We start from the raw sequence: 22,419 nt of genomic DNA, 5'->3' as shown, positions 1-22,419 counted from the left end.
GTTCGATGCGAAACCGCGGCGCCGGTGGTCGGCGCGTGGGTCATTTCAGTTCGACGATGCTCTTGCCGGTCATCTCGGCCGGCACCGGCAGGCCCATCAGGGTCAGCAGGGTGGGGGCCACGTCGGCGAGCACGCCGCCTTCGCGCAGGCTGACCTGGCGCTTGCCGTAATAGATGAAAGGCACCGGCTCGCAGGTGTGCGCGGTGTGCGCCTGGCCGGTGGCTTCGTCTTCCATCTGCTCGACGTTGCCGTGGTCGGCGGTGATCAGCGCCTCGCCGCCGACCTTGTCGAGGGCGGCGGTGATGCGTCCCAGGCAGGTGTCCAGGCACTCGACGGCCTTGACCGCGGCCTCGAAGACGCCGGTGTGGCCGACCATGTCGCCGTTGGCGTAGTTCACGATGATCACGTCGTAGCGCAGGTTCTCGATGGCGTCGACGATGCGGTCGGTCACCTCGGGGGCGCTCATCTCCGGCTGCAGGTCATAGGTGGCGACCTTGGGCGAGGGGATGAGGATGCGCTCTTCGCCTTCGAAGGGCTCCTCGCGGCCGCCGGAGAAGAAGAAGGTCACGTGGGCGTACTTCTCGGTCTCGGCGATGCGCAGCTGGGTCTTGCCGTTGGCCGCGAGGTATTCACCCAGCACGTTGTCCAGGGATTCGGGCTTGAAGGCGCTGGGCGCGGGGATGCTGGCGGCGTACTGGGTCAGCATCACGTAGCCGGCCAGGGCGATTTCGCGAGCACGGGCGAACTCCTTGAAGCCGGGCTCGACGAAGGCGCGGGACAGCTCGCGGGCGCGGTCGGCACGGAAGTTCATGAAGATGACCGCGTCGCCATCCTGCACCGGGGCGGCGTCGCCGATACGGGTGGCCTTGACGAATTCGTCGCTCTCGCCGCGCTCGTAGGCGGCGGCGAGGCCCTCACGGGCGCTAGCAGCGGTGAATTCGGCCTGGCCTTCGGTGATCAGGTTGTAGGCGGCTTCGACGCGGTCCCAGCGGTTGTCGCGGTCCATGGCGAAGTAGCGGCCGATCAGGCTGGCGATGCGGCCCCTGCCCAGGCGGGCGAAGGTGGCATCGAGCAACTCGATGGAGGGCTCGGCGCTTTTCGGCGGGGTGTCGCGGCCGTCGAGGAAGGCGTGCAGGTAGATCTTCTCGGCGCCGCGCTGGGCGGCCAGCTCGGCCATGGCGACCAGGTGGTCCTGGTGGCTGTGCACGCCGCCGTCGGAAAGCAGGCCCATGAAGTGCACGGCCTTGCCGGCGGCGACGGCCTTGTCCACGGCCTCGACTATCACGGGGTTGGCGAAGAACTCGCCATCACGGATGGATTTGGTGACGCGGGTGAAGTCCTGGTAAACCACGCGGCCGGCGCCGAGGTTCATGTGGCCCACCTCGGAGTTGCCCATCTGCCCGTCCGGCAGGCCCACGTCCATGCCGCTGCCCGAGATCAGGCCGTGTGGCTGGGTGGCCAGCAGGCGGTCGTAGACCGGCTTGGTGGCGGCGTAGATGGCGTTGTACTCGGGACTGTCACTGTGACCGAAGCCGTCCAGGATGATCAGAACCAGGGGTTTGGGCGTGGCTGTCATAAGTCCGACTCGCATGGCACAAGAAGATCAAAAAGGGAGCGGCATTTTACGTACAAGTTCCTTGTGCGTCACCGCCGTGCGGGGTTTGGTGGACCTGTGGTGCTGTGTATACTGGCCGGCATTTTACCGTCCCGGGACCCGTCGATGTTCGCCCACCTGATTGAATTTGCCACCAACCACTATGTACTGAGCGCATCCTTCGTCGTCCTGCTGGTGCTCCTGATCGCCCACGAACTGCGCCGTGGCGGCCGTAGCATCAGCACCCGCGAGCTCACCGCGCTGGTCAACAGCGGCCAGGGCATCGTCCTCGACGTGCGCAGCAACAAGGATTTCTCCAGCGGCCGCATCGTCGACTCGCTGAACATCCCCTACGAAAAGCTGGCTGCTCGCCTTGCGGAGCTGGATAAGCATAAGGACAAGACCATCATAGTGGTCGATACCATGGGCCAGCATGCTGGTACCGTTTGCCGTGACCTGCAGAAAGCCGGTTTCACCGCCTTCAAGCTGTCCGGCGGCATCGGCAGCTGGCGTGGCGAAAACCTGCCGTTGGTGAAGTGAACATGGCTGCCGTCGTCATCTACTCCAGTGACTGGTGCCCCTATTGCATCCGGGCCAAGCAATTGCTCGGCAGCAAGGGCGTCCAATACGAAGAGATCCGGGTCGATGGCAAGCCCGACGTCCGCGCCGAGATGACCCGCAAGGCGGGCCGCACCTCGGTGCCGCAGATATGGATCGGTTCGACCCATGTGGGCGGCTGTGACGACCTTTATGCCCTTGAGCGGGCGGGCAAGCTGGATGCTCTGCTCAAGGCGTGACCCCACTCGAAAACGTACGAACAAAAAGGCTCTGCCATGACTGAACAAGCAAGCAACGGCGCTTCCCAGGAAGCTCAGAACCCGCAATTCTCGCTGCAGCGCATCTACGTGCGTGACCTGTCGTTCGAGGCCCCCAAGAGCCCCGAGATCTTCCGCCAGGAGTGGACCCCGAGCGTGGCGCTGGACCTCAACACCCGCCAGAAGTCGCTGGACGGCGATTTCCACGAAGTGGTGCTGACCCTCTCCGTGACCGTGAAGAACGGCGAAGAAACCGCCTTCATCGCCGAAGTGCAGCAGGCCGGCATCTTCCTGATCAAGGGCCTGGACGCGGCTTCCATGAGCCACACCCTGGGCGCCTTCTGCCCGAACATCCTGTTCCCCTACGCCCGCGAAACCCTGGACAGCCTCGTCGTACGCGGCTCGTTCCCGGCACTGATGCTGGCTCCGGTGAACTTCGACGCCCTGTACGCGCAGGAAATGGCGCGCCTGCAGGCCGCCGGCGAAGCTCCGGCCAACGCCTGATCCACGCTGGATGAAGAAAAAGCGCCCCTCGGGGCGCTTTTTTGTGGGCGCGTGTTCGCCCGGCTCAGTCCAGGCTGAAGCCGTGCTGGCGCCAGGCCTCGTAGACCGCCACGGCCACGCTGTTGGACAGGTTCAGGCTGCGGCAGCCGGGACGCATGGGCAGGCGCAGGCGCTGCTCGGGCGGCAGGGCCTCGCGCACCTCTTCCGGCAGGCCGCGGCTTTCCGGGCCGAAGAGGAAGGCGTCGCCCTTCTCGAAGGCGACCTCGTGGAACAGCCGGGTGCCCTTGGTGGTGAAGGCGAACACGCGGGGGTGGCCCAGGCTCGCCAGGCAGCTCTCCAGGTCGGCGTGGCGCTGCAGCGTGGCGTACTCGTGGTAGTCCAGCCCGGCGCGGCGCAGGCGCTTGTCGTCGAGCTCGAAACCCAGGGGTTCGACCAGGTGCAGGTGGCAGCCCGAGTTGGCGCACAGCCTGATAATGTTGCCGGTGTTCGGCGGAATTTCCGGTTGAAAAAGGATGACGTGAAACATGCGTGGCCCCCAGCCCCAAAACCGGCGGCATTCTACTCCCGATGAGGACCCGAGGCGGCGCATGTGGCCGCGGTTTTTGGGCTCGCTGGCGATTTTCGGACTGCTGGTCGGGCTGATGATCGGTCGCCTGACCGCACCGGGGCCCATCCACCTGGAGCGGGTGGAGGCGCTGCCCGACGGGCTGGCGCTGTGGTTCGACGGCGAGCCGCGCCAGCGTGCCGAGCACATGGACGGGGCGCTGGCCTTCATCTTCGATGCCAGCGCCGAGCCGCAGAAGGGCCGCCTGCAATTGGGTGGCAAGGCGCTGAACTGGCGCTTGCAGATGACCCGCAATGGGTTGCTCTTGCACTTCGTGGCGACCCGCCCCCTGCATGGGGAGTGGAGCGGTGCCGAGGTGGACGGCAAGTGGCGGCTGCAGATCAGCCTGCGGGAGGGATAAGAAAGGGGATTCCCCGGCCTGCCTGTACCAAGGTCCCCGAAACGGGTCGTCGCTGCTGTTCGGGGCCGTTGTCTCGGCTCCCGGGCGGGATAAGAAAGGGGAATCCCCGGCCTGCCTGTACCTGGGCCCCCGAAACGGATCGTCGCTGCGCTGTCCGGGCTCGAAGCCGTCGCGACAGCATGGCGCTGTAAGAAAGGGGATTCCCCGGCCTGCCTGTACCAAGGCCCCCAAAACCATCGTCCTTCACCGCTCGCCCGCGGAGCTCGGCTCGACGCGACGACGGGGCAGTGAAGGGTCTTGCATAAAAGAGGGATCCCCGGCCTGCCTGTACCAAGGTCCCCGAAAACGGTTGTCTCTACCAATGCAGGGCGTGTGCCAGTTCTGCCATGCGCCTCGTGAATGCCCTCGCCCGGTATCCGGCGGATCGGCTGGAGGCCCCGTATTCACTGGGCTCCAGGCGGCCGGCAGGATTTTCATCGGCGTGCCGGATGCGTTTCCCCTGGCGGGAAACGCCTGGGCCCTGGCTGTTTTCTGAGCACATTTTTGATGCGCCGAAGCGGTGCGAGGCACCAGTGGGGATCGTTTTGCCCGTCCGCTACCGATGATGGTGCGAGGCGGCCAGCGGCCCGGATGGGCCGTGAGGCAGAGGGGCACGCCTGGCGAAGGCGGGGAGGGAGCAGGAGCGAATCCATTCGCGGTAGGCCTTTCCGAGGGGCTTGCGGGCCGGCGTGCGGTCCGTCGCGAACGAACTCGCTCCTACAACGCGGTGAGGCGGGGTGGCCGCCTGAAATGCTTCGCGGGCCAGCAGGCCCGCGAGGTCGGAGTGGAGGGTGGAGCCGGGCCGATCAGGCGTCGTCGCCGTCGTCCTCGTCGCCGCCATCCACCTTCATGCCCAGTTCCTTGATCTTGCGGGTGAGGGTGTTGCGGCCCCAGCCCAGCAGCACGGCGGCGTCGCGGCGACGGCCCGCGGTGTGCTTGAGTGCGGTCTCGATCATGATCCGTTCGAACGACGGCACCGCGCTGTCCAGCAGGCTGGACTGGCCGCGGGCCAGCGCCTGGTCGGCCCACTGGCGCAAGGCCTGCTCCCAGTTGGTGACCGGCGCTGCGTCCTGGGGCTGGGTGAGCAGTTCCGGCGGCAGGTCGTCCACGTGGACTTCGCGACCCGAGGCCATGACGGTGATCCAGCGGCAGGTGTTCTCCAGCTGGCGCACGTTGCCCGGCCAGGGCAGGTTCTTCAGGTATTCCTCGGTCTCCGGCTTGAGCAGCTTGGGCTCCACGGCCAGCTCCTGGGCCGCACGGGCGAGGAAGTGGCGGGCCAGCGCGGGGATGTCCTCGCGGCGGTCGGACATGCGCGGGATATGGATGCGGATGACGTTGAGGCGGTGGAACAGGTCTTCGCGGAACTTGCCGGCCTGCACCAGGTTTTCCAGGTTCTGGTGGGTGGCGGCGATGATGCGCACGTCCACCTTCACTGGGGTGTGGCCGCCCACGCGGTAGAACTCGCCGTCGGCCAGCACGCGCAGCAGGCGGGTCTGGGTGTCGGCCGGCATGTCGCCGATCTCGTCGAGGAACAGGGTGCCGCCGTCGGCCTGCTCGAAGCGACCGCGACGCTGGTTGGCCGCGCCTGTGAAGGCGCCTTTCTCGTGGCCGAACAGCTCGGACTCCATCAGGTCCTTGGGGATCGCCGCCATGTTCAGGGCGATGAAGGGCGAGGCGGCGCGCGGGCTGTGGCGATGCAGTGCGTGCGCCACCAGCTCCTTGCCGGTGCCGGATTCACCGTTGATCAGCACGGTGATGTTGGAGTGGCTGAGGCGGCCGATGGCGCGGAACACCTCCTGCATCGCCGGTGCCTCGCCGATGATCTCGGGGGTGCGCGGCTGGTTGGCCGGGGCTTCCAGGCTCTGCTGCTCCTGGGCGTGCTGGTTGGCGCGCTTGACCAGGGAGACCGCCTCGTCGACGTCGAAGGGCTTGGGCAGGTATTCGAAGGCACCGCCCTGGTAGGACGCCACCGCGCTGTCCAGGTCCGAATGGGCGGTCATGATGATCACCGGCAGGCGCGGGTGCAGCTCGCGGATGCGCGCCAGCAGGTCCAGGCCGCTGGCACCGGGCATGCGGATGTCGGAGATGATCACGTCCGGCTGCTGGCGGGTCAGGCGGGTGAGCACGCTGTCGGCGCTTTCGAAACTCTGGGTGGTCATGCCTTCCTGTTGCAGGGCCTTTTCCAGGACCCAGCGGATGGAGCGGTCGTCATCGACGATCCAGACAGTTTCACTACGAGTCATGAGGATGCGGCTCCTTGTTCCAGCGGCAGGAAGATCGAGAAGACGGTGTGGCCGGGATGGCTCTCGCACTCGATGAGCCCCTGGTGCTGGCTGATGATGTTCTGGGCGATGGCCAGCCCGAGCCCGGTACCGTCCGGGCGCCCGCTGACCATGGGGTAGAAGATGGTTTCCTGCAGCTCGGGCGGGATGCCCGGGCCGTTGTCGATGATCTCCACCTTGGTCACCAGGCGGTGCCGGGTGTGGCCGATGGTGAACTGGCGCAGGGTGCGCGAACGCAGGGTGATGCGCCCGAGGCGCAGGTCGTTGTTGGCGGAGATGGCCTGCATGGCGTTGCGCACGATATTGAGCACGGCCTGGATCATCTGCTCGCGGTCGATGAGCACGTCCGGGATGCTCGGGTCGTAGTCGCGCACCAGGGTGATGCCGCCCTGGCTCTCCGCTTCCACCAGGCTGCAGACACGCTCCAGCACTTCGTGGACGTTGGTCATCGCCAGCGACGGCAGCTTGTTGGAGCCGAGCATGCGGTCCACCAGGTTACGCAGGCGATCGGCCTCCTCGATGATGACGTTGGTGTAGTCCTTCAGGTGCTCTTCCGGCAGCTCGCGGGAAAGCAGCTGGGCGGCACCACGGATGCCGCCCAGGGGGTTCTTGATCTCATGGGCGAGGCCGCGCACCAGCAGTTTGGTGGTTTCCTGCTTGGACAGCTGGGCCTCTTCCTTGGTGATGCGCAGCAGCCGGTCGCGCGGGTGCACTTCCAGCAGCAGCAGGGTGGCGCCCTTGTTGAGGATGGGCGTCACCGCATAGTCCACCGTCAGGGTCTGCCCGGCGAGGGAGGTAAGCATGGCCTCGCGCTTGGTGAAGGGGTGCGCCTGTTCCACCGCCTGGCGCAGCGAGGTCAGGGCCTCGGGCGACTCGGTGAACAGCTCGCTGATGAACTGGCCGTGGCTGCGCTGGCCGCTGACGGCCAGGAGCATCTCGGCCGCCGGGTTCATGTACTCGAGCCGCAGGTCGGCGTTGAGCAGGATCACCGCGGTGGTCAGGTTGTCGAGCAGCAGTCGGTGCAGGGCGTCGTTGATGGTCATAGGTCGGGCATCTCGGCGATGGGCAGGAAAATGCAAGAAGCAAACCAAGCCCTGAAAAGACGCGCTGGAACAGGCCGCCAGCCGCTTGCGGCTGCTTTTCAGCGCAGTGCGGCGGCATGCGGGCGAACCAAAATGGGGAGAGTATAGAAATCGGTGCAGCCTGACGCACCATTGCGGTGCGTCGCGGGATCAGAAGAACGGGAGGATGCCGATGATGCCCTTGTCCGGCTCCTTGGGCTTGTCCTTGAGCGGGCATTCGGGGCGTACGCCGTAATCGGCCTTCTTGCAGGGGCGCGCCTGGCGCTTCTGCGCCAGGGTGATGCGCATGATGTGCACCGGCTGGTTCGGCGTGCGCTCCACCACCCGTTGCTTGTCGTCGATGATCTCCACCGCCAGCTGGTGCGTGCCGCGATCGAGGTTGCTCAGCGGGAAGACCGGGCTGCGACCGGGTTCGCCCTGGGCCTTGCCGTCGAGCACCAGGCGGTAGTTGTGGCCGTCGCGCAGGCCGGGCTCGCTCATGGCGGTGACGATGAGGTTGCCCTCCATGTCGCGCACCGTGGCGTCCGGCTCGGGCACCAGGATGCGCAGCACCTGGTAGCCCAGCTCGCGGGGGATGGCGGCGGGCGGCAGCACGGCCGGGGCCGCCGGCTGGGCGGTCATGCCGTTGGAGGGGGTCAGTTCGATGCGCTCGGCGTTGCCGGGCTTGGGCCGGTCGGTGAAGACGCGGTTACCTTCCTCGTCGATGTAGGTGTAGACCTGGGCCATCGCCGGCAGGCAGGCGAACAGCAGGCAGAACAGGATCGTGCGCATGGGTCAGATGGCTGGCTTCGGAGTGGGTTTCGGAGGGGGCGGCGGGCGCAGCGCGGGGCTGCTGGTGTTGACCCGCTGCACGGTGAAGGTGATGGTCTCGCTCTGTTGCACGACCTGATCGCCCGCGAGCACCTGGACCGCGAGGCTGTGCTCGCCGCGATCGGCGTTGACCACCTGCAGGCGCGGCACGTTGACCTTCTGGCCCTCGGGCTTGCCGTCCAGCAGCAGTTGCAGCCGGTGGCCGGTGCGCAGGCGCGGCACCAGGTGCACGCCGACGGAGAAGGTGCCGTTGTTGGCGCGCAGGGCTTCGTCGCTGGGCACGTCGGTCAGGCGGAGTTCCTGATAGGCCGCCTCGGCTGCCTGGTCCTTCGCGGCGGCGGGCGGGGTGGCGGGCTTCTGCGCTTCCACGGTGTTGGTGGTGGGCAGGGTGACCTCTTCGGTCCGGGTGCCATCCGGCGGCTGGTTGGTGAAGACCGTGTTGCCGTTGGCGTCGGTGTACTTGTAGATCTGCGCCGCCGCGGGAAGCGTCAGCGACAACAGCAGGCAGGTGAGCAGGAGGCGCATGGGCCGGTCTCCTCTGGATGATGCCGCTAAGCGTTGCACCGGCGCGCCGGGCTGGCAAGTTCGGCCTGATGCGGCTGTGCGGCGCAGCCGGAAAATCGTGATCCCTCCGGTGCTGCGCTGCGCTGGCGGCGTGGCCGATGCCGAGCGCACGGGGCCCATTCCCGGGACAAAAAAAGGCCTCCCGAAGGAGGCCTCTCTAGTCCGTGCCGCTCGCGCGGCACGCTGCCTGTGCGGGCTGCCGGATCAGACGCTGTAGTACAGGTCGTATTCCAGCGGGTGCACGAAGGTGCGCACCTTGATTTCTTCTTCGCTCTTCAGCTCGATGTAGGCATCGATGAAGTCGTCGCTGAACACGCCGCCCTTGGTCAGGAACGCACGGCCCTTGTCCAGTTCTTCCAGCGCCTCTTTCAGGCTGCCGCAAACCTGCGGGATCTCTTTCGCCTCTTCCGGCGGCAGGTCGTACAGGTTCTTGTCGGCGGCATCGCCGGGGTGGATCTTGTTCTGGATACCGTCCAGGCCGGCCATCAGCAGGGCGGCGAAGGCCAGGTAGGGGTTGGCAGCCGGGTCCGGGAAGCGCGCTTCGATGCGGCGTGCTTTCGGGCTGGATACGTACGGGATGCGGATCGAGGCGGAACGGTTGCGGGCGGAGTAGGCCAGCATGACCGGTGCTTCGAAACCCGGAACCAGACGCTTGTACGAGTTGGTCGACGGGTTGGTGAAGCCGTTCAGGGCCTTGCCGTGCTTGATGATGCCGCCGATGAAGTACAGGGCGGTGTCGGACAGGCCGGCATAGCCTTCACCTGCGAAGGTGTTCTTGCCGTCTTTGGCGATCGACAGGTGCACGTGCATGCCCGAGCCGTTGTCGCCGTACAGCGGCTTCGGCATGAAGGTGGCGGTCTTGCCATAGGCATCGGCCACGTTGTGCACGCAGTACTTCAGGGTCTGGACTTCGTCAGCCTTGGCAACGAGGGTGTTGAACTTCACACCGATTTCGTTCTGGCCGGCAGTCGCCACTTCGTGGTGGTGAACTTCGATGACCAGGCCCATCTCTTCCATGGCGTTGCACATGGCGGTACGGATTTCGTGGTCGTGGTCGCACGGCGGAACCGGGAAGTAACCGCCCTTGACGGCCGGGCGGTGGCCCTTGTTGCCGCCTTCGACGTCCTGGTCGGTCATCCAGGAGCCTTGCTCGGAGTAGATCTTGAACATGGAGCCGGAGATGTCGGACTTGAACTTCACTTCGTCGAAGATGAAGAACTCGGGTTCCGGGCCGACGAAGACGGTGTCACCGATACCGGTGGTCTTCAGGTACTCCTCGGCGCGCTTGGCGATGGAGCGCGGGTCGCGGTCGTAGCCTTGCATGGTGCTCGGCTCGATGATGTCGCAGACCAGGATCAGGGTCGGCTCTTCGGTGAACGGGTCGAGCACGGCGGTGCTGTCGACCGGCAGCAGGATCATGTCGGAGGCTTCGATGCCTTTCCAGCCGTGGATGGACGAGCCGTCGAACATCTTGCCCACTTCGAAGAACTCGTCGTCGAGTGCGTCGCGTGCCGGCATGGTCACGTGGTGCTGCTTGCCTTTGGTATCGGTGAAGCGCAGGTCTACCCACTTCACGTCATGGTCTTTGATCAGTTGAAGCGACTTCGACATGGTGTCCTCCAGGTGAATGGGGAGCTGGAAAAGTTGAGCCCCCAATAAAAGGTGAAGCCGGGGCGGCATAGTCCGCCAGGGCAACCTGCCTCACAAGGGAGCAAATTGCGTGCCAGTGCCCTGGAATGGGCAAGCGCCCTAGAACACAGGCAGGCCGGGGGCTGAAGATCGATTGTGTACAGTTTTGCGCACCAATTCCGTGCTCCGCACGTCGTGATTGCACCTGTTTGGTGCGCACTCAAGGGGTGTGATTGATTTTGGTCAAAGCTTGAACAATTTCCGCTATAATCCGCGCCCCTCTTTTTCCGTTGTCCCAGCAAGCGCTGTTTTCATGAAACTCATCATCAAGGTCTTCCCCGAAATCACCATCAAGAGCCGGCCGGTGCGCAAGCATTTCATCCGCCAGCTCGCGAAGAACATTCGCGTGGTGCTGCGTGATCTCGACCCGGAAGTCGAAGTGAGCGGCATCTGGGACAACCTGGAGCTGGTTACGACGCAAACTGATCCGAAGCTCCTCGCCGAGATGATCGAGCGCCTCACCTGCACCCCGGGCATCACCCACTTCCTTGAGGTCAACGAGTACCCGCTCGGTGACTTCGACGACGTGCTGGAAAAGTGCAAGCTGCACTACGCCGACCAGATCCCCGGGAAGATCTTCTCCGTGCGCTGCAAGCGCGCCGGCAAGCACACCTTCACCTCGATGGAGCTGGAGAGCCACGTGGGCAGCCGCCTGCGTCGCGAGTGCAACGCCGCCGGCATCTCGCTGAAGAACCCGGAAGTGGAAGTGCGCATCGAGGTGCGCGACCAGCGCCTGTTCGTCATCCACCACCAGCACGACGGTCTCGGCGGCTACCCGCTGGGTTCGCTGGAGCAGACCCTGGTGCTCATGTCCGGCGGTTTCGATTCCACCGTCGCCGCCTACCAGATGATGCGTCGTGGCCTGATGGCCCACTTCTGCTTCTTCAACCTCGGGGGCCGCGCCCACGAGCTGGGCGTGATGGAAGTGGCCCACTACCTGTGGGAGAAGTTCGGCCGGTCCCAGCGCGTGCTGTTCATCAGCGTGCCGTTCGAGGAGGTGGTGGCCGAGATCCTCGGCAAGGTCGACAACAGCCAGATGGGCGTGATCCTCAAGCGCATGATGCTGCGGGTCTCCACGCGCATGGCCGAGCAGTTGCGCATCGAGGCGCTGGTCACGGGCGAGGCCATCTCCCAGGTGTCCAGCCAGACCCTGCCGAACCTCTCGGTGATCGACTCGGCCACCGACATGCTGGTGCTGCGCCCGCTGATCGCCAGCCACAAGCAGGACATCATCGACACCGCCACCCGCATCGGCACCGCCGAGTTCGCCAAGCACATGCCCGAGTACTGCGGCGTGATCTCGGTGAACCCGACCACCCGCGCCAAGCAGAGCCGCATCGAATACGAAGAGGCGCAGTTCGACATGGCCGTGCTGGAGCGTGCCATCGAGCGTGCCCGCCTGATCCCCATCGACCGCGTGATCGAGGAACTGGGCCAGGACCTGAAGGTAGAAGAGGTCGGCGAGGCGTTGCCGGGCCAGATCGTCATCGACATCCGCCATCCGGATGCCCAGGAAGATGAACCGCTGGAGCTGCCCGGCATCGAAGTCCAGGCCCTGCCGTTCTACGCCATCAACAGCCGCTTCAAGGAACTGGACGAAAACCGTCAGTACCTCCTGTATTGCGATAAAGGCGTCATGAGCCGCCTGCATGCTCACCACCTGCTCAGCGAGGGGCATGCCAATGTGCGCGTTTATCGCCCGGCCTAAACAGCCCGGGCTGTACGGCGGCAGCATCCGCCACCGCCCCCCCGACCAGTGGGCGGGCTGAATCGAACGTTTTTCATACAGGCCGCCTAGACTCAGCGGCGAACCGAATCCTCTGATCGAGATACACAAGTGATCGAAAAACTACGCAACATCGCCATCATCGCCCACGTCGACCACGGCAAGACCACCCTCGTCGACAAGCTGCTGAAGCTCTCCGGCACCCTCGACCGCAAAGAAGCGGAATCCGAGCGCGTGATGGACTCCAACGACCAGGAGAAAGAGCGCGGCATCACCATCCTGGCGAAGAACACCGCCATCAAGTGGAACGGCTACAACATCAACATCGTCGACACCCCCGGCCACGCCGACTTCGGCGGTGAGGTAGAGCGCGTGATGTCGATGGTCGACTCCGTGCTGCTGGTCGTCGACGCCCAGGACGGCCCCATGCCGCAGACCCGCTTCGTGACCCAGAAGGCCTTCAAGGCCGGCCTGCGTCCGATCGTCGTGGTCAACAAGATCGACCGTCCGGGCGCGCGCCCTGACTGGGTCATCGACCAGATCTTCGACCTGTTCGACAACCTCGGCGCCACCGACGAGCAGCTCGACTTCCCGATCGTCTACGCCAGCGCCCTGAACGGCATCGCCGGTCTCGACCACGAGAAGATGGACGACAACATGGACGCGCTGTTCCAGGCGATCATCGACCACGTCCCGGTTCCGGACGTCGACGTCGACGGCCCGTTCCAGATGCAGATCTCCCAGCTGGACTACAACAGCTTCCTCGGCGTGATCGGCATCGGCCGCATCGCCCGCGGCAAGATCAAGTCCAACACCCCGGTGGTCGCCATCAGCGACGACGGCACCAAGCGCAACGGCCGCATCCTTAAGATCATGGGTCACTCCGGCCTCCAGCGCGTCGAAGTCGCCGAAGCCGAAGCCGGCGACATCGTCTGCGTCAGCGGCATGGAAGAGCTGTTCATCTCCGACACCCTGTGCGACCCGCAGAACGTCGAAGCCCGTCCGCCCCTGACCGTCGACCAGCCGACCGTGAGCATGACCTTCCAGGTCAACGACTCGCCCTTCGCCGGCAAGGAAGGCAAGTTCGTCACCAGCCGCAACATCAAGGACCGCCTGGAGAAGGAACTGCTGCACAACGTCGCCCTGCGCGTCGAGGCGGGCGAGTCCGCCGAGAAGTTCAAGGTCTCCGGCCGCGGTGAACTGCACCTGTCCGTACTGATCGAGACCATGCGCCGTGAAGGCTTCGAGATGGCCGTGGGCCGTCCGGAAGTGGTGATCATCGAGAAGGACGGCGAAAAGCAGGAGCCCTACGAGAACGTCACCATCGACATCGAAGAGCAGCACCAGGGCTCGGTGATGGAGCAGATGGGCCTGCGCAAGGGCGATCTGACCAACATGATCCCCGACGGCAAGGGCCGTGTGCGCCTGGAATACACCATCCCGGCGCGTGGCCTGATCGGCTTCCGCAACAGCTTCCTGACCCTGACCTCCGGCACCGGCATCCTGACCTCGACCTTCAGCCACTACGGCCCGATCAAGGCCGGCGAAGTCAGCAACCGTCAGAACGGCGTTCTGGTCTCCATGGCCACCGGCACTGCCCTGACCTACTCGCTGGAAACCCTGCAGAGCCGCGGCAAGCTGTTCCTGGCTCCGGGCGACGAGATCTACGAAGGCCAGTTGGCCGGCATCAACAGCCGTGACAACGACCTGGTGATCAACCCCACCAAGGGCAAGAAGCTCGACAACATGCGCGCTTCCGGCAAGGACGAAGTCATCGCCCTGGTTCCGCCGATCAAGTTCACCCTGGAACAGGCGCTGGAATTCATCGCCGACGACGAGCTGGTGGAAGTGACGCCGAAGTCCATCCGCCTGCGCAAGAAAATGCTGAACGAGAACGACCGCAAGCGCTACGAGCGCAGCAAGGTCTGATCTCCGATCAGTAACTGAAAGCCCCCGCCGGAGCGATCCGGCGGGGGCTTTTCATTAAGAGGCCTGCCACCCCTGGCAGTCCGTTGTTTCATCAGGAGAGACCCATGAAAGTGACTTCCCTGGCTTGCCTGGCAGGCCTGACCTTGCTGACCCTCGGCTGTGCCTCACAGCGCACCCTCGACACCCGCCATCTCACTCGCTTCGACGAGTACCACGCCAACCTCGAGATCGCCGGCCAGCGCTACACGCTGGATGCCTACATCGTGATGTTCCAGAAGCCCTTCTATATCACCGTGGAGCGGGATGATCGCCACCCCATGTCGATCGATGAGGCGGCGCGCGCAGCGCAGGAGTACATCAAGCCTCGGGGATGCACGGAACCGCTCGTCCGTCGTGCCGATCTGGACCGCAGCAACGCTGACAAGACCCAGTGGATGGTCGGCATCGAGTGCTGATGCCGCAGGGGGCGTGAGCCTGGTCAGGTTCATCCCTGAAGTCGACACCGACGGTGATGAAGACGTACTTGGAAGCTGGGTCCGGTTCACCACCGTGCGATGAGGCCGACGCCGAATAGGGGCGACCTTTCTCTACCCTGCGTCCGAGGCACCGGCACCCAGCGATACCCCTGCCCATCAGGCAGGGGCAACGGCTCAGAAGGCGCGCACCACCTGGGCCCAGACCCGCGGCGTGCGTTCCACGTCGCTCTCGGCTTCGGCGTTGCCCAGCTTCCAGGCCGCCACGGCGTTGACCTGCCAGCCATGGGCCGCCCACAGGGCGCCGAAGCCGGCGCCGGAGAGGCTGCGGTGATTGTCGCCCGAGGTCCAGGTGTCCTTGTTCAGGCGCACTTCGCCGTGGTCGACGAAGGTGGACAGCTGCCAGGCCTCGGTGAGGGCGTAGCGCAGCTCGACGTTGGCCAGCCAGCCCTGGTCGCCGGAAGCCTCGCCCTGGGGGTAGGCGCGAACGCCGTAGGCGCCGCCCAGGTAGAGCTTCTCGGAGCTGTCCAGGTTGCCGTCGGCCCACTGGCCCTGGAGCTGGGTGTAGAGGCTGAAGCGGTCGCTGAGGCGCTGCAGGCGCACCAGGCTGGGGTTGAGCTTGTGGAAGCGTCCACGGGTGCCGGCGGTGGCGTCGTCGGTGCGCTGGGCCTGGGCACCGTCGAGGGTCAGGCTGCCCTGGCTCCAGCCGAGGGCGAAGCTGTTGACCCCGCCGCCGAGCAGGTCGTCACGGCTGTTGCCGTTGAGGGTCAGGGTGACGACGCGGGCGTGCTTGTCGCTCTTCTCGTCGAACAGGTCGATGTCGTCCTTCAGGCGCTTGTCGTCGAACTGCAGCTGGGTGAACAGGCTGAAGTCCCGCGAGCGCACCAGCGGCTGGATGGCGTAGACGCTGGCGATGCGCGCGTTGCCGTGGGCGCGCAGGTCCTCGAAGTCCTTGCCCAGCTCGTAGTCCATGTCCGAGTAGGCGACACCGAACTGGGTGGCCCAGGGGCCGAGCGGCAACTGGTAGGCCACGCGGCCGTAGTGCTGGTCCTGGTCGCTGCCCATGGCCCGCAGGCTGAGACGGTCGCCGAGGTTGAGCGGGTTGTTCAGGTTCAGGGTGCCGCCCAGGCGGTACTGGCCGACGAAGCGGTTGCCGTAGTTGTCCATGTCCACCGAGCCGGTGACCAGGGGCGCTTGCTGCAGGCCCACCAGCAGGTCGGTGGTGCCGGTGCTGGCACCGGGGCGCAGGGTGGACTTCACCTCCACGCCGGGGGTGTCCTGCAGCAACAGCAGGCTGCGTTCCAGCGGCTGGCCCTGTACGGCGTCGCCGGCCTTCAGCGCGGACAGCGGCGCCAGGGCGCTGCCGCCCAGGCCCACCGGGTTGTCCACCTTGATCTCGCCGTACCGCCCTTCCAGCACGGCGATCTTCACCACGCCGCCGTCGATCTCCTGGGCCGGCAGGTAGGCGCGCGCCAGGGGGTAGCCCTGCTCGCGGTATCGCCGGGTGATGCGGTTGGCGGCGGCCTGCAGCTGGCCGACGCTGAGCTCCTTGCCGGGCAGGTCCGCCAGCAGGCCCAGCAGCTCCTCGCTGCCCAGCGCGCTGTTGCCTTCCAGGGTGAAGCCGTTGACCTGCAGGCGCGGGCCGGCGTCCGCCGCCGGGTCGGCGGGTGCGTCCGGCAGGTTGAGCGGCAGGGACTGCCGGGGGCTGAGCTGCAGGGGTTGCTGGTCGAGGCCCTGCTGCACCTGGCCGGCATCCGGCGCGGTGGCGGCGGAGACGGACAGGCTGATCAGTGAGGCGGCAAGGCCGGCCAGCACGGGTGTCGAACGCATCTTCAGATTCCTTCGGGAAGACGAATGCCGTTGTTGACGAGGTTGAGCTGCGCGCCGAACTCGGCCGGTGCGAAGAGTGCCGGGGTGACCACCACCAGGGGCCGCTCGGTTTCGCTGCCAGGCTGTTTGCCGGTCATCTGCGCCACCTGCACGCGCGGATCGCTGACGGTGCTGGAAGGCAGGGTCCCGGTGACGGTGAGCAGGCCGTCGACATAGCTGATGTCGTAGTTGGCCAGGCCACTGCCCAGGGCGTTGCTGGCGACGATGGCGTAGTTGCCGGCCGCAGCCCCTGCCCCGGCACCGCTGCTGGCCAGGCTGACACCGCTGACCTGGTCCCCCGCCACCAGCCCGGCGGTGGTGAAGCCGCTGAGGTTCGCCACCTGGCCGGCGGTCTTGCTGGCGTCGCTGGCAATGATGGTCAGCGCCGCCTTGTCGATGGTCAGGGTGCCGTTGCCGTAGGTGATGTCGTAGTTGCCCAGTCCGGTGCCCTGGGCGTTGCTGGCAGCGATGGCGTAATTACCGACGCCAGCATTGAAGACGGAGCCCAAGCTGGCGAGGTCCACGCCACTGACCTGGTCACCCGCAATCAGGCCCGAGGTGCTGAAGCCGCTCAGCGAAGCGGTCTGGCCGTAGGTCTTGCTGGCATTGCTGGCGGTGATGCTCAACGCGGCCTTGTCGATGGTCAGGGTGCCGGCGAGCATCTCGATGTCATAGCCGAACTGGCTGGAATAGAGCCCGCTCGCGCGCAGGTTGGCGCCGGTGTAGGTGCCGGCGTTGGCGCTGTTGGCGGTGTAGAGGGCGTTGCCGGAAACCAGAGCCGGGTCGTAGCCGATGGGGTACACCAGGGCGCCGGTGCTGCTGGTGGCGCTGCCGTCGTAGGTCTTGCTGGCGTTGCCGACGTTGACGCTGAGGGCGGTCATGAAGCTGCGCAGCAGCGGCGCGCTGTGGCCTTCGTACATGCGCCAGGTGGCGCCCGTGCCACCGGCATCATCGATGCTCCAGCCGGCCGCCACGAAGGGCGTCAGGCTGGTGAGCTGGGCGCTGGTCAACCCGGAGATGCCGCTGCCGTTGCCGGCCCCGGTGCCCTGGGCCAGGCCGCTGGTGGTGGTGTTCCAGAAGCTGCCGGTGGCGGTGCCGACATTGCTGCCCACCAGGCCGCCGACCGCGCCGACGCTGGAGCTGGCCGTGCCCGTGGAATAGACACGCAACAGGCTGCCGTCGTTGAACCCGACCAGGCCGCCTGCCGTGGCGCTGCCCTGGGCGCTGCCGGTGGCGTAGCTATCGCGGATGGTGCCGGTGCTGGCGTTGCTGCCGGCCAGGCCGCCGCCATTCAGGCCGCCGCTGGCACTACCCGTGGCCAGGGACTCGCTGAGGGTCCCGGCGTTGGTGCCGACCAGGGCGCCGACGTTGCCCGTGCCGGTGACGGTGGTGTCGCTGCTGACCCGCTCGACCACCCCGGCGGCGGCGTTGTAGCCCACCAGGGCACCGGTGTAGCTGCCACCGGCCACGCTGCCACCCACCAGGTTGAGGTTGCCGACGTAGCCGGCGTTGTAGCCGAACAGGCCGCTGTAGGTGCTGCCGGGACGGTTGATGGCCAGGCCGCTGATGCGGTGCCCCTGCCCGTCGAACCGGCCGGTGAAGGGGTTGGCCAGGCTGCCGATGGAGAGGAAGCCGGTGCCGCTGTTCCACAGCGCGCTGCTGGAGGCGTTGATGTCGTTCGCCAGGACGAAGCGGCTGCCCGCCAGGCTGGTGGAGGCCAGGCCCTGCAGGCCATAGATATCGGTGATGCGGTACGGCGTGGCGACGCTGCCGTCACCGCCCAGGGCGCGCACGAAGGTGGCACCGGGGCTGAGGCGGAAGTCGGTGACGCTGAAGCTGGGCAGGCTGGCGGCCACCTGGCTCCAGGTGCCGCCGGTGAGATTCAGCACGCCGAGGTTGACGCCCCCGTTGCTGGTTGCGGTGCCGGCAGCAGAGAGGGTCAGGCTGCCGTTGGCGGCGTCGATGCCATCCCCCAGCAGGACGTTGCCGCCATTGCTGGTGCTGAGGGTCAGCCCGGCGTTGTCGCCCCAGGTCAGGCGGTCGGCCACGTTGAGGTTGCCGCCTGCCGACAGCTGGCGGGTGCCGCTGATGCCGAAGGCACCGCCGCTGTCGAGGCTGAGCAGGCCGCCGGAGCCGAGGTTGGTGTCCAGGCTGTAGCTGGCGGCGCTGGCAGCCAGGTAGAGGCCGTAGCCGCTGCTGGTGAGGGCTGAGAAGTCGCTGGACGAGAGGAACGCCAGGTCGGCATCGGCATAACTGCCGCGCGCGGCCAGGTAGCGGCTGCGGGTCGCCGAGAGGCTGCCCTGCCCCGTGGCCAGGCGCGCGGCGGAGCTGTAGACGTCCAGCCCCTGGATGCCGTTGATGCCGATCACGTCGCCGAAGCCGGCGCCGGTGTCGGCATTGCCATCCAGGTAGGCGATGGCGCCGTTGGCATCCAGGCCGCTGGCATCGCTGAGGATGTAGTAGTAGCCGTCCGCCCCGCTGCTGCCGCTGCCGATGGCCACGCCGCCGGAGACGGCGGTCAGCGTCGCGCCCGCCAGGGCGGCGCTGCCGCCATTGCTGAAGGCCTTGCCGCTGATGGCGATGGGCGTGGTGCTGTAGCGCCAGGTGAAGTACGGGTAGAGGTTGGCGCCGGTGCCCCAGATGGACGAGGAGAAGCCCGACGGCAGCCCACCCTGGAGCTGCGCAGTGGTGCGCCCGGTCATGCCACTGGCCAACCCGCCGCCGGTGGCTAGCGCCTGGCCGCTGGTCTGGATGTTCCAGTAGGCGTTGCTGATGGCGCCGTTGGTGCCGTTGTTGTAGCCGACGAAGCCACCCAGCTGGGTGCCGCCGGCGACGTAGCCGGTGGAGTAGCTGTTGCTGATGGTGCCGTTGACGAAGTTGACCCCGGCGAAGCCGCCGATGTTGGCGGCGGAGCCCTGGCCGATCACCGCGCCGGTGGCATAGGAGTCGGTGATGCTGCCTTCGTTGTGACCGACCAAGCCGCCAATGGGCCCGGCCGAGCCCTTGACCGTACCGGTGGCGTACGACTGGCTGATGGAGCCGCCATCACCGCTGTAGCCGTTGCCCCCCACCAGGCCGCCGATGTAGCCGTTGGCGGTATTGGTGCCGGTCACGTTGCCGGTGGCATAGGAGCGGGTGATGGTGCCGCCGTTGACGTTGAAACCGACCAGGCCACCGACCTGGTAGCCGGCCCCGGTGACATTGCCGGTGGCGGAGGCATCGGCGATGGCGCCGCTGTCATTGGTGCCCACCAGCCCGCCGGTGTTGGACTCGCCAGTGCTGGTGCCGCTGACCGTGGTGCTGGCCGATGCGTTGCCGAGGGTGCCACCCAGCATGTAGCCGACCAGGGCACCGACGTTGTCTCTGCCGGTGACGTTGCCGCCCACCAGCTTGACGTTGGCCAGGGTTGCGCCGGAGGTGTAGCCGAACAGGCCGACGTAGTCGGTGCCCGCGCGGTTGATGGCCAGGCCACTGATGCTGTGGCCCTGCCCATTGAAGCTGCCGGTGAATTGCTGGGCGTTGTTGCCGATCGGGCGCAGGCCCGAGGCGCCCCACACCTCGCCGTAGTAGCCGCCGCTGGCGGCCATGGCGCTGGCCAGGCTCAGGTCGGTGCCCAGGCGGTAATTGGCTGTCAGGTCCAGCCCCATCAGTTGCAGGGCGTGGGGGGTGAAGAGGGTCGTGGAGTATTCGTTGCGCAGCATCGGCCGGGTATCGCCTTCGAACATCACCCACATGTTGGTGAAGTCGAAGCCGGTATAGGCCGACTGGTTGCGCACGGCGCTGGTCAGGCCGGTACCGCCACCCAGGGAGCTGGACTGGCCGGTGCTGTTGATGTCCCAGTAGCTGGTGTTGACGGTGATGGTGGGCAGGTAGCCGCCGCCGATCAGGCCGCCCGTGGTGGTGTAGCCGGTGACCTTGCCGCTGGCGTAGGTGTTGGTCAGCGTCGCGCTGGAGATCACCTCGCCCAGCAGCCCACCCGCAAAGGCACTGGTGTTGCTGACCGTGGCGGTGACCGAGCCGGTGGCATAGGAGTCGGCCATGGCAATGCTCTGCACGCTGCCCACCAGCCCGCCCACCACGGTCAGGCCGGTCACGTCGGCGGCTGAGGACGAGTAGCGGATGATGCCGTTGTTCACCGTGCCGGCCAGGCCGCCGACGAAGGCCCCGGAGCCGGACACGCTGCCGGTCATGTGGACGTTGCTGAGGGTGCCGCCAAGGGTGGCGGCGATACCACCGACGTTCATCTGGCCGGTGATGCGGGCATTCGACAGGGTCAGGTCACGGACGTTGCCGCTCACGGTGCGGAACAGCCCGACGTCGCTCTCCGACCCGCGGTTGATGGTCAGCTTGTCGATGCTGTGGCCAAGGCCGGCGAAGTTGGTGCTCGCCCCATCCAGCGGGTTGAAGCCGGCGCCACCGTTCCAGCCCGCGGTGGCGCTGGCGTCGATGTCGTTGCCCAGGGCGTAGAAGCCGGTGCTGGTGATGTTCTGCAACGCGCCGATGTCATGGATCAGGACGTAGCCGGTGCCCGCCAGGCTGAGGCTGGCGTTGCTGCCGGACAGGGTCACGCGGGCGCCCTTGTTCAGGCTGTAGCTGCCGCTGTAGGACATGGACAGCCCGGCGTTGTTGCCGGTGGCGGTGATGTCCTTGTTGATGATGATGCTGCCGGCGGCGTTGAGCGCCAGCACGGTGTTGGCGTTCCAGCTGATGGGCGCGTCCACGGTGATGTTGCCGGCCTGGCTGCCGCCGACGCCGGTGGTCACCGTCACCCCGGTGCTGGCCAGGGCGTTGGTGAGGGTGGTGACGTTGAGCACGCTGTCGTTGGCGTTGCCGTTGAAGCCGCCCATGCCGGAGCTGGTGGCGCTGGAAATGGTCACGTTGTAGGGGTCGATCAGCCACTCGCCGGTCTTGCCCTTGGGTGCCAGGGTGGTGACCTTCACGTCGTCGGCGATCTGCACGTGGGCACCACTGGTCTCGATGAAACCGCCATTGCCGCCGTTGGGCGCGCTGGCATCGAGGGTGCCGGCCACCTTGACCACGCCGCCGTCGAAGTCGCCCATGAGCATGATCTTGCCGTCCTTCTGGCCCAGGGTGCGGGCCTCGATGACGCCGGTGTTGTTGACCACGGTCTTGAGCAGCGCATCGCCCGCGTCGGCGGTGAGCAACACCTTGCCGCCGTCGGCGCGGATCAGCTTGTGGTTCTCCACCAGCGCATCCGCTGCCGCCTCGTCCACCTGGACCTTGAGCAGGCCGTCACCGGCGAAGTCCAGGGTCATGGCATTGCCGGCCGCCAGGGCCACGCTGCCCTGCTGGGCGACGATCACCCCCTGGTTGCTGACGGTGCCACCCAGCAGCGCCACGGCGCCGCCGTCGGCTGCGGAGAGGGTGCCCTGGTTGACCACGGCCGCCGGCGTGCCGTCGCCCTTGAAGCGGTAGTGGCCGCGTTCGAAATCCTGCGGGTCGATGTCGAGGGTCGAGGCCACCAGGCCGCCGACCTGGACCTGGGCACCGCTGCCGAACAGCACGCCGTTGGGGTTGACCAGGAACACCCGGCCGTTGGCATCCAGCTGCCCCATGATCTTCGAGCCGTCGCTGCCCACCACGCGGTTGAGGGCGATGGCTTCACTGCCGGGCTGGTTGAAGGTCACGCGCTTGCCGGCGCCGATGTCGAAGCTCTGCCAGTTGATCGCCAGTTTGTTGCTGGACTGGTCGATGATCATCTGCTGGGCGTTGGGCTGGCTGATGGCGCCACTGCCGGAAACCACCTGGCCACCGGTGGGCAGGTCGGCCGCCAGCGCCGCCACCGGAGCCAGCAGCGCGCACGCCAGGACCGCGCCGGACCCCGCCTTGCGCCGCCGGGCATGCTCATCGGCGACACACCAGGCACGCAGACGGGGATTCCAGACCAGCGAGAAGGCTCGATTCATGGCAGCAGTCCTTTGACGGCAAGAAAAGGGCTCGGGAAAACCGCCGCTGTATACCACGCCGACTTTTGCGTAGGAATTGGCTGTCAGAAATTTTTTACAGCATGGTCTTTTGACGTCAACTGATTGACTCGAACACCCCGCGTTTCGTCCG

16 protein-coding genes are annotated in these 22,419 nt (G+C 66.4%); 7 read left to right on the top strand and 9 right to left on the bottom strand.

What is annotated here, in order from left to right; translation table 11 throughout:
• Positions 1-40 precede the first annotated feature (40 nt).
• Positions 41-1,576: a 2,3-bisphosphoglycerate-independent phosphoglycerate mutase gene (gene gpmI / locus HSX14_RS28580; RefSeq protein ID WP_173170996.1), complete on the bottom strand. Its 1,536-nt coding sequence runs from the start codon at positions 1,574-1,576 to the stop codon at positions 41-43.
• 144 nt (positions 1,577-1,720) lie between these two features.
• Between gpmI and HSX14_RS28575 the strand changes: the two genes are divergently transcribed.
• The 3 genes from HSX14_RS28575 to secB are packed head-to-tail and all read left to right on the top strand — an operon-like array spanning position 1,721 to position 2,913.
• Positions 1,721-2,134, top strand: a complete 414-nt coding sequence (locus HSX14_RS28575) for a rhodanese-like domain-containing protein (protein WP_173171001.1) — start codon at positions 1,721-1,723, stop codon at positions 2,132-2,134.
• A 2-nt stretch (positions 2,135-2,136) separates the two neighbouring features.
• Positions 2,137-2,391, top strand: a complete 255-nt coding sequence (gene grxC, locus HSX14_RS28570; RefSeq protein WP_111264746.1) for a glutaredoxin 3 — start codon at positions 2,137-2,139, stop codon at positions 2,389-2,391.
• Between the two features lie 36 nt (positions 2,392-2,427).
• Positions 2,428-2,913 carry a protein-export chaperone SecB gene (secB, locus tag HSX14_RS28565; protein ID WP_021218677.1) on the top strand — a complete coding sequence of 162 codons (486 nt, stop codon included), beginning with the start codon at positions 2,428-2,430 and terminating at the stop codon, positions 2,911-2,913.
• 64 nt (positions 2,914-2,977) lie between these two features.
• On the opposite strand, the gene trmL is transcribed toward secB, so the two are convergent.
• Entirely contained in the window at positions 2,978-3,439 is a 462-nt protein-coding gene (trmL, locus tag HSX14_RS28560) for a tRNA (uridine(34)/cytosine(34)/5-carboxymethylaminomethyluridine(34)-2'-O)-methyltransferase TrmL (protein ID WP_111264747.1), read from the bottom strand.
• On the opposite strand from trmL, the gene HSX14_RS28555 reads away from it, so the two are divergent.
• The gene (locus HSX14_RS28555; protein ID WP_173171004.1) at positions 3,438-3,878 is read left to right on the top strand and encodes a hypothetical protein; all 441 of its coding nucleotides are present in this window, start codon (positions 3,438-3,440) and stop codon (positions 3,876-3,878) included. The genes trmL and HSX14_RS28555 overlap by 2 nt on opposite strands.
• Before the next feature lie 845 nt (positions 3,879-4,723).
• Here the strand turns inward: HSX14_RS28555 and ntrC are convergent.
• From ntrC to glnA, 5 genes are all read right to left on the bottom strand, one after another.
• On the bottom strand, positions 4,724-6,160 hold the full coding sequence (gene ntrC / locus HSX14_RS28550; RefSeq protein ID WP_111264261.1) for a nitrogen regulation protein NR(I): 1,437 nt from the start codon (positions 6,158-6,160) through the stop codon (positions 4,724-4,726).
• Positions 6,157-7,242 carry a nitrogen regulation protein NR(II) gene (gene glnL / locus HSX14_RS28545; RefSeq protein WP_111264262.1) on the bottom strand — a complete coding sequence of 362 codons (1,086 nt, stop codon included), beginning with the start codon at positions 7,240-7,242 and terminating at the stop codon, positions 6,157-6,159. Before glnL ends, ntrC begins: the two co-directional genes overlap by 4 nt.
• 189 nt (positions 7,243-7,431) lie before the next feature.
• Complete coding sequence (locus HSX14_RS28540; protein ID WP_173171007.1) at positions 7,432-8,052, bottom strand: DUF4124 domain-containing protein; 621 nt, start codon at positions 8,050-8,052, stop codon at positions 7,432-7,434.
• A 3-nt stretch (positions 8,053-8,055) separates the two neighbouring features.
• On the bottom strand, positions 8,056-8,616 hold the full coding sequence (locus HSX14_RS28535) for a DUF4124 domain-containing protein (protein WP_173171010.1): 561 nt from the start codon (positions 8,614-8,616) through the stop codon (positions 8,056-8,058).
• 243 nt (positions 8,617-8,859) lie between these two features.
• Positions 8,860-10,266, bottom strand: a complete 1,407-nt coding sequence (gene glnA, locus HSX14_RS28530; RefSeq protein WP_111264265.1) for a glutamate--ammonia ligase — start codon at positions 10,264-10,266, stop codon at positions 8,860-8,862.
• 331 nt (positions 10,267-10,597) lie between these two features.
• Between glnA and thiI the strand changes: the two genes are divergently transcribed.
• The 3 genes from thiI to HSX14_RS28515 all read left to right on the top strand — a co-directional run bounded on the left by thiI (position 10,598) and on the right by HSX14_RS28515 (position 14,454).
• Positions 10,598-12,052 carry a tRNA uracil 4-sulfurtransferase ThiI gene (thiI, locus tag HSX14_RS28525; RefSeq protein WP_111264266.1) on the top strand — a complete coding sequence of 485 codons (1,455 nt, stop codon included), beginning with the start codon at positions 10,598-10,600 and terminating at the stop codon, positions 12,050-12,052.
• A gap of 129 nt (positions 12,053-12,181) precedes the next feature.
• Positions 12,182-13,999 carry a translational GTPase TypA gene (gene typA / locus HSX14_RS28520; RefSeq protein WP_173171014.1) on the top strand — a complete coding sequence of 606 codons (1,818 nt, stop codon included), beginning with the start codon at positions 12,182-12,184 and terminating at the stop codon, positions 13,997-13,999.
• Between the two features lie 104 nt (positions 14,000-14,103).
• The gene (locus HSX14_RS28515; RefSeq protein WP_173171017.1) at positions 14,104-14,454 is read left to right on the top strand and encodes a hypothetical protein; all 351 of its coding nucleotides are present in this window, start codon (positions 14,104-14,106) and stop codon (positions 14,452-14,454) included.
• A 195-nt stretch (positions 14,455-14,649) separates the two neighbouring features.
• Here HSX14_RS28515 and HSX14_RS28510 read toward each other — a convergent pair whose 3' ends face one another.
• Both HSX14_RS28510 and HSX14_RS28505 read right to left on the bottom strand, forming a co-directional pair.
• The gene (locus tag HSX14_RS28510; protein WP_173171020.1) at positions 14,650-16,302 is read right to left on the bottom strand and encodes a ShlB/FhaC/HecB family hemolysin secretion/activation protein; all 1,653 of its coding nucleotides are present in this window, start codon (positions 16,300-16,302) and stop codon (positions 14,650-14,652) included.
• A 2-nt stretch (positions 16,303-16,304) separates the two neighbouring features.
• Entirely contained in the window at positions 16,305-22,268 is a 5,964-nt protein-coding gene (locus HSX14_RS28505; RefSeq protein WP_173171023.1) for a two-partner secretion domain-containing protein, read from the bottom strand.
• Positions 22,269-22,419: the final 151 nt, after the last annotated feature.

The organism is Pseudomonas tohonis (assembly GCF_012767755.2).
Taxonomy (GTDB): domain Bacteria; phylum Pseudomonadota; class Gammaproteobacteria; order Pseudomonadales; family Pseudomonadaceae; genus Metapseudomonas; species Metapseudomonas tohonis.
This window is presented reverse-complemented; position numbering and strand designations above follow the sequence as displayed.

Excerpts from the sequence above, each read along its gene's own strand:
- HSX14_RS28510 (WP_173171020.1), bottom strand. The coding sequence starts at position 16,302 with ATGCGTTCGACACCCGTGCTGGCCGGCCTTGCCGCCTCACTGATCAGC.
- thiI (WP_111264266.1), top strand. The coding sequence starts at position 10,598 with ATGAAACTCATCATCAAGGTCTTCCCCGAAATCACCATCAAGAGCCGG.
- grxC (WP_111264746.1), top strand. The coding sequence starts at position 2,137 with ATGGCTGCCGTCGTCATCTACTCCAGTGACTGGTGCCCCTATTGCATC.
- HSX14_RS28555 (WP_173171004.1), top strand. The coding sequence starts at position 3,438 with ATGCGTGGCCCCCAGCCCCAAAACCGGCGGCATTCTACTCCCGATGAG.
- HSX14_RS28515 (WP_173171017.1), top strand. The coding sequence starts at position 14,104 with ATGAAAGTGACTTCCCTGGCTTGCCTGGCAGGCCTGACCTTGCTGACC.
- secB (WP_021218677.1), top strand. The coding sequence starts at position 2,428 with ATGACTGAACAAGCAAGCAACGGCGCTTCCCAGGAAGCTCAGAACCCG.
- HSX14_RS28535 (WP_173171010.1), bottom strand. The coding sequence starts at position 8,616 with ATGCGCCTCCTGCTCACCTGCCTGCTGTTGTCGCTGACGCTTCCCGCG.
- HSX14_RS28540 (WP_173171007.1), bottom strand. The coding sequence starts at position 8,052 with ATGCGCACGATCCTGTTCTGCCTGCTGTTCGCCTGCCTGCCGGCGATG.
- glnL (WP_111264262.1), bottom strand. The coding sequence starts at position 7,242 with ATGACCATCAACGACGCCCTGCACCGACTGCTGCTCGACAACCTGACC.
- gpmI (WP_173170996.1), bottom strand. The coding sequence starts at position 1,576 with ATGACAGCCACGCCCAAACCCCTGGTTCTGATCATCCTGGACGGCTTC.
- glnA (WP_111264265.1), bottom strand. The coding sequence starts at position 10,266 with ATGTCGAAGTCGCTTCAACTGATCAAAGACCATGACGTGAAGTGGGTA.
- HSX14_RS28575 (WP_173171001.1), top strand. The coding sequence starts at position 1,721 with ATGTTCGCCCACCTGATTGAATTTGCCACCAACCACTATGTACTGAGC.
- HSX14_RS28505 (WP_173171023.1), bottom strand. The coding sequence starts at position 22,268 with ATGAATCGAGCCTTCTCGCTGGTCTGGAATCCCCGTCTGCGTGCCTGG.
- trmL (WP_111264747.1), bottom strand. The coding sequence starts at position 3,439 with ATGTTTCACGTCATCCTTTTTCAACCGGAAATTCCGCCGAACACCGGC.
- ntrC (WP_111264261.1), bottom strand. The coding sequence starts at position 6,160 with ATGACTCGTAGTGAAACTGTCTGGATCGTCGATGACGACCGCTCCATC.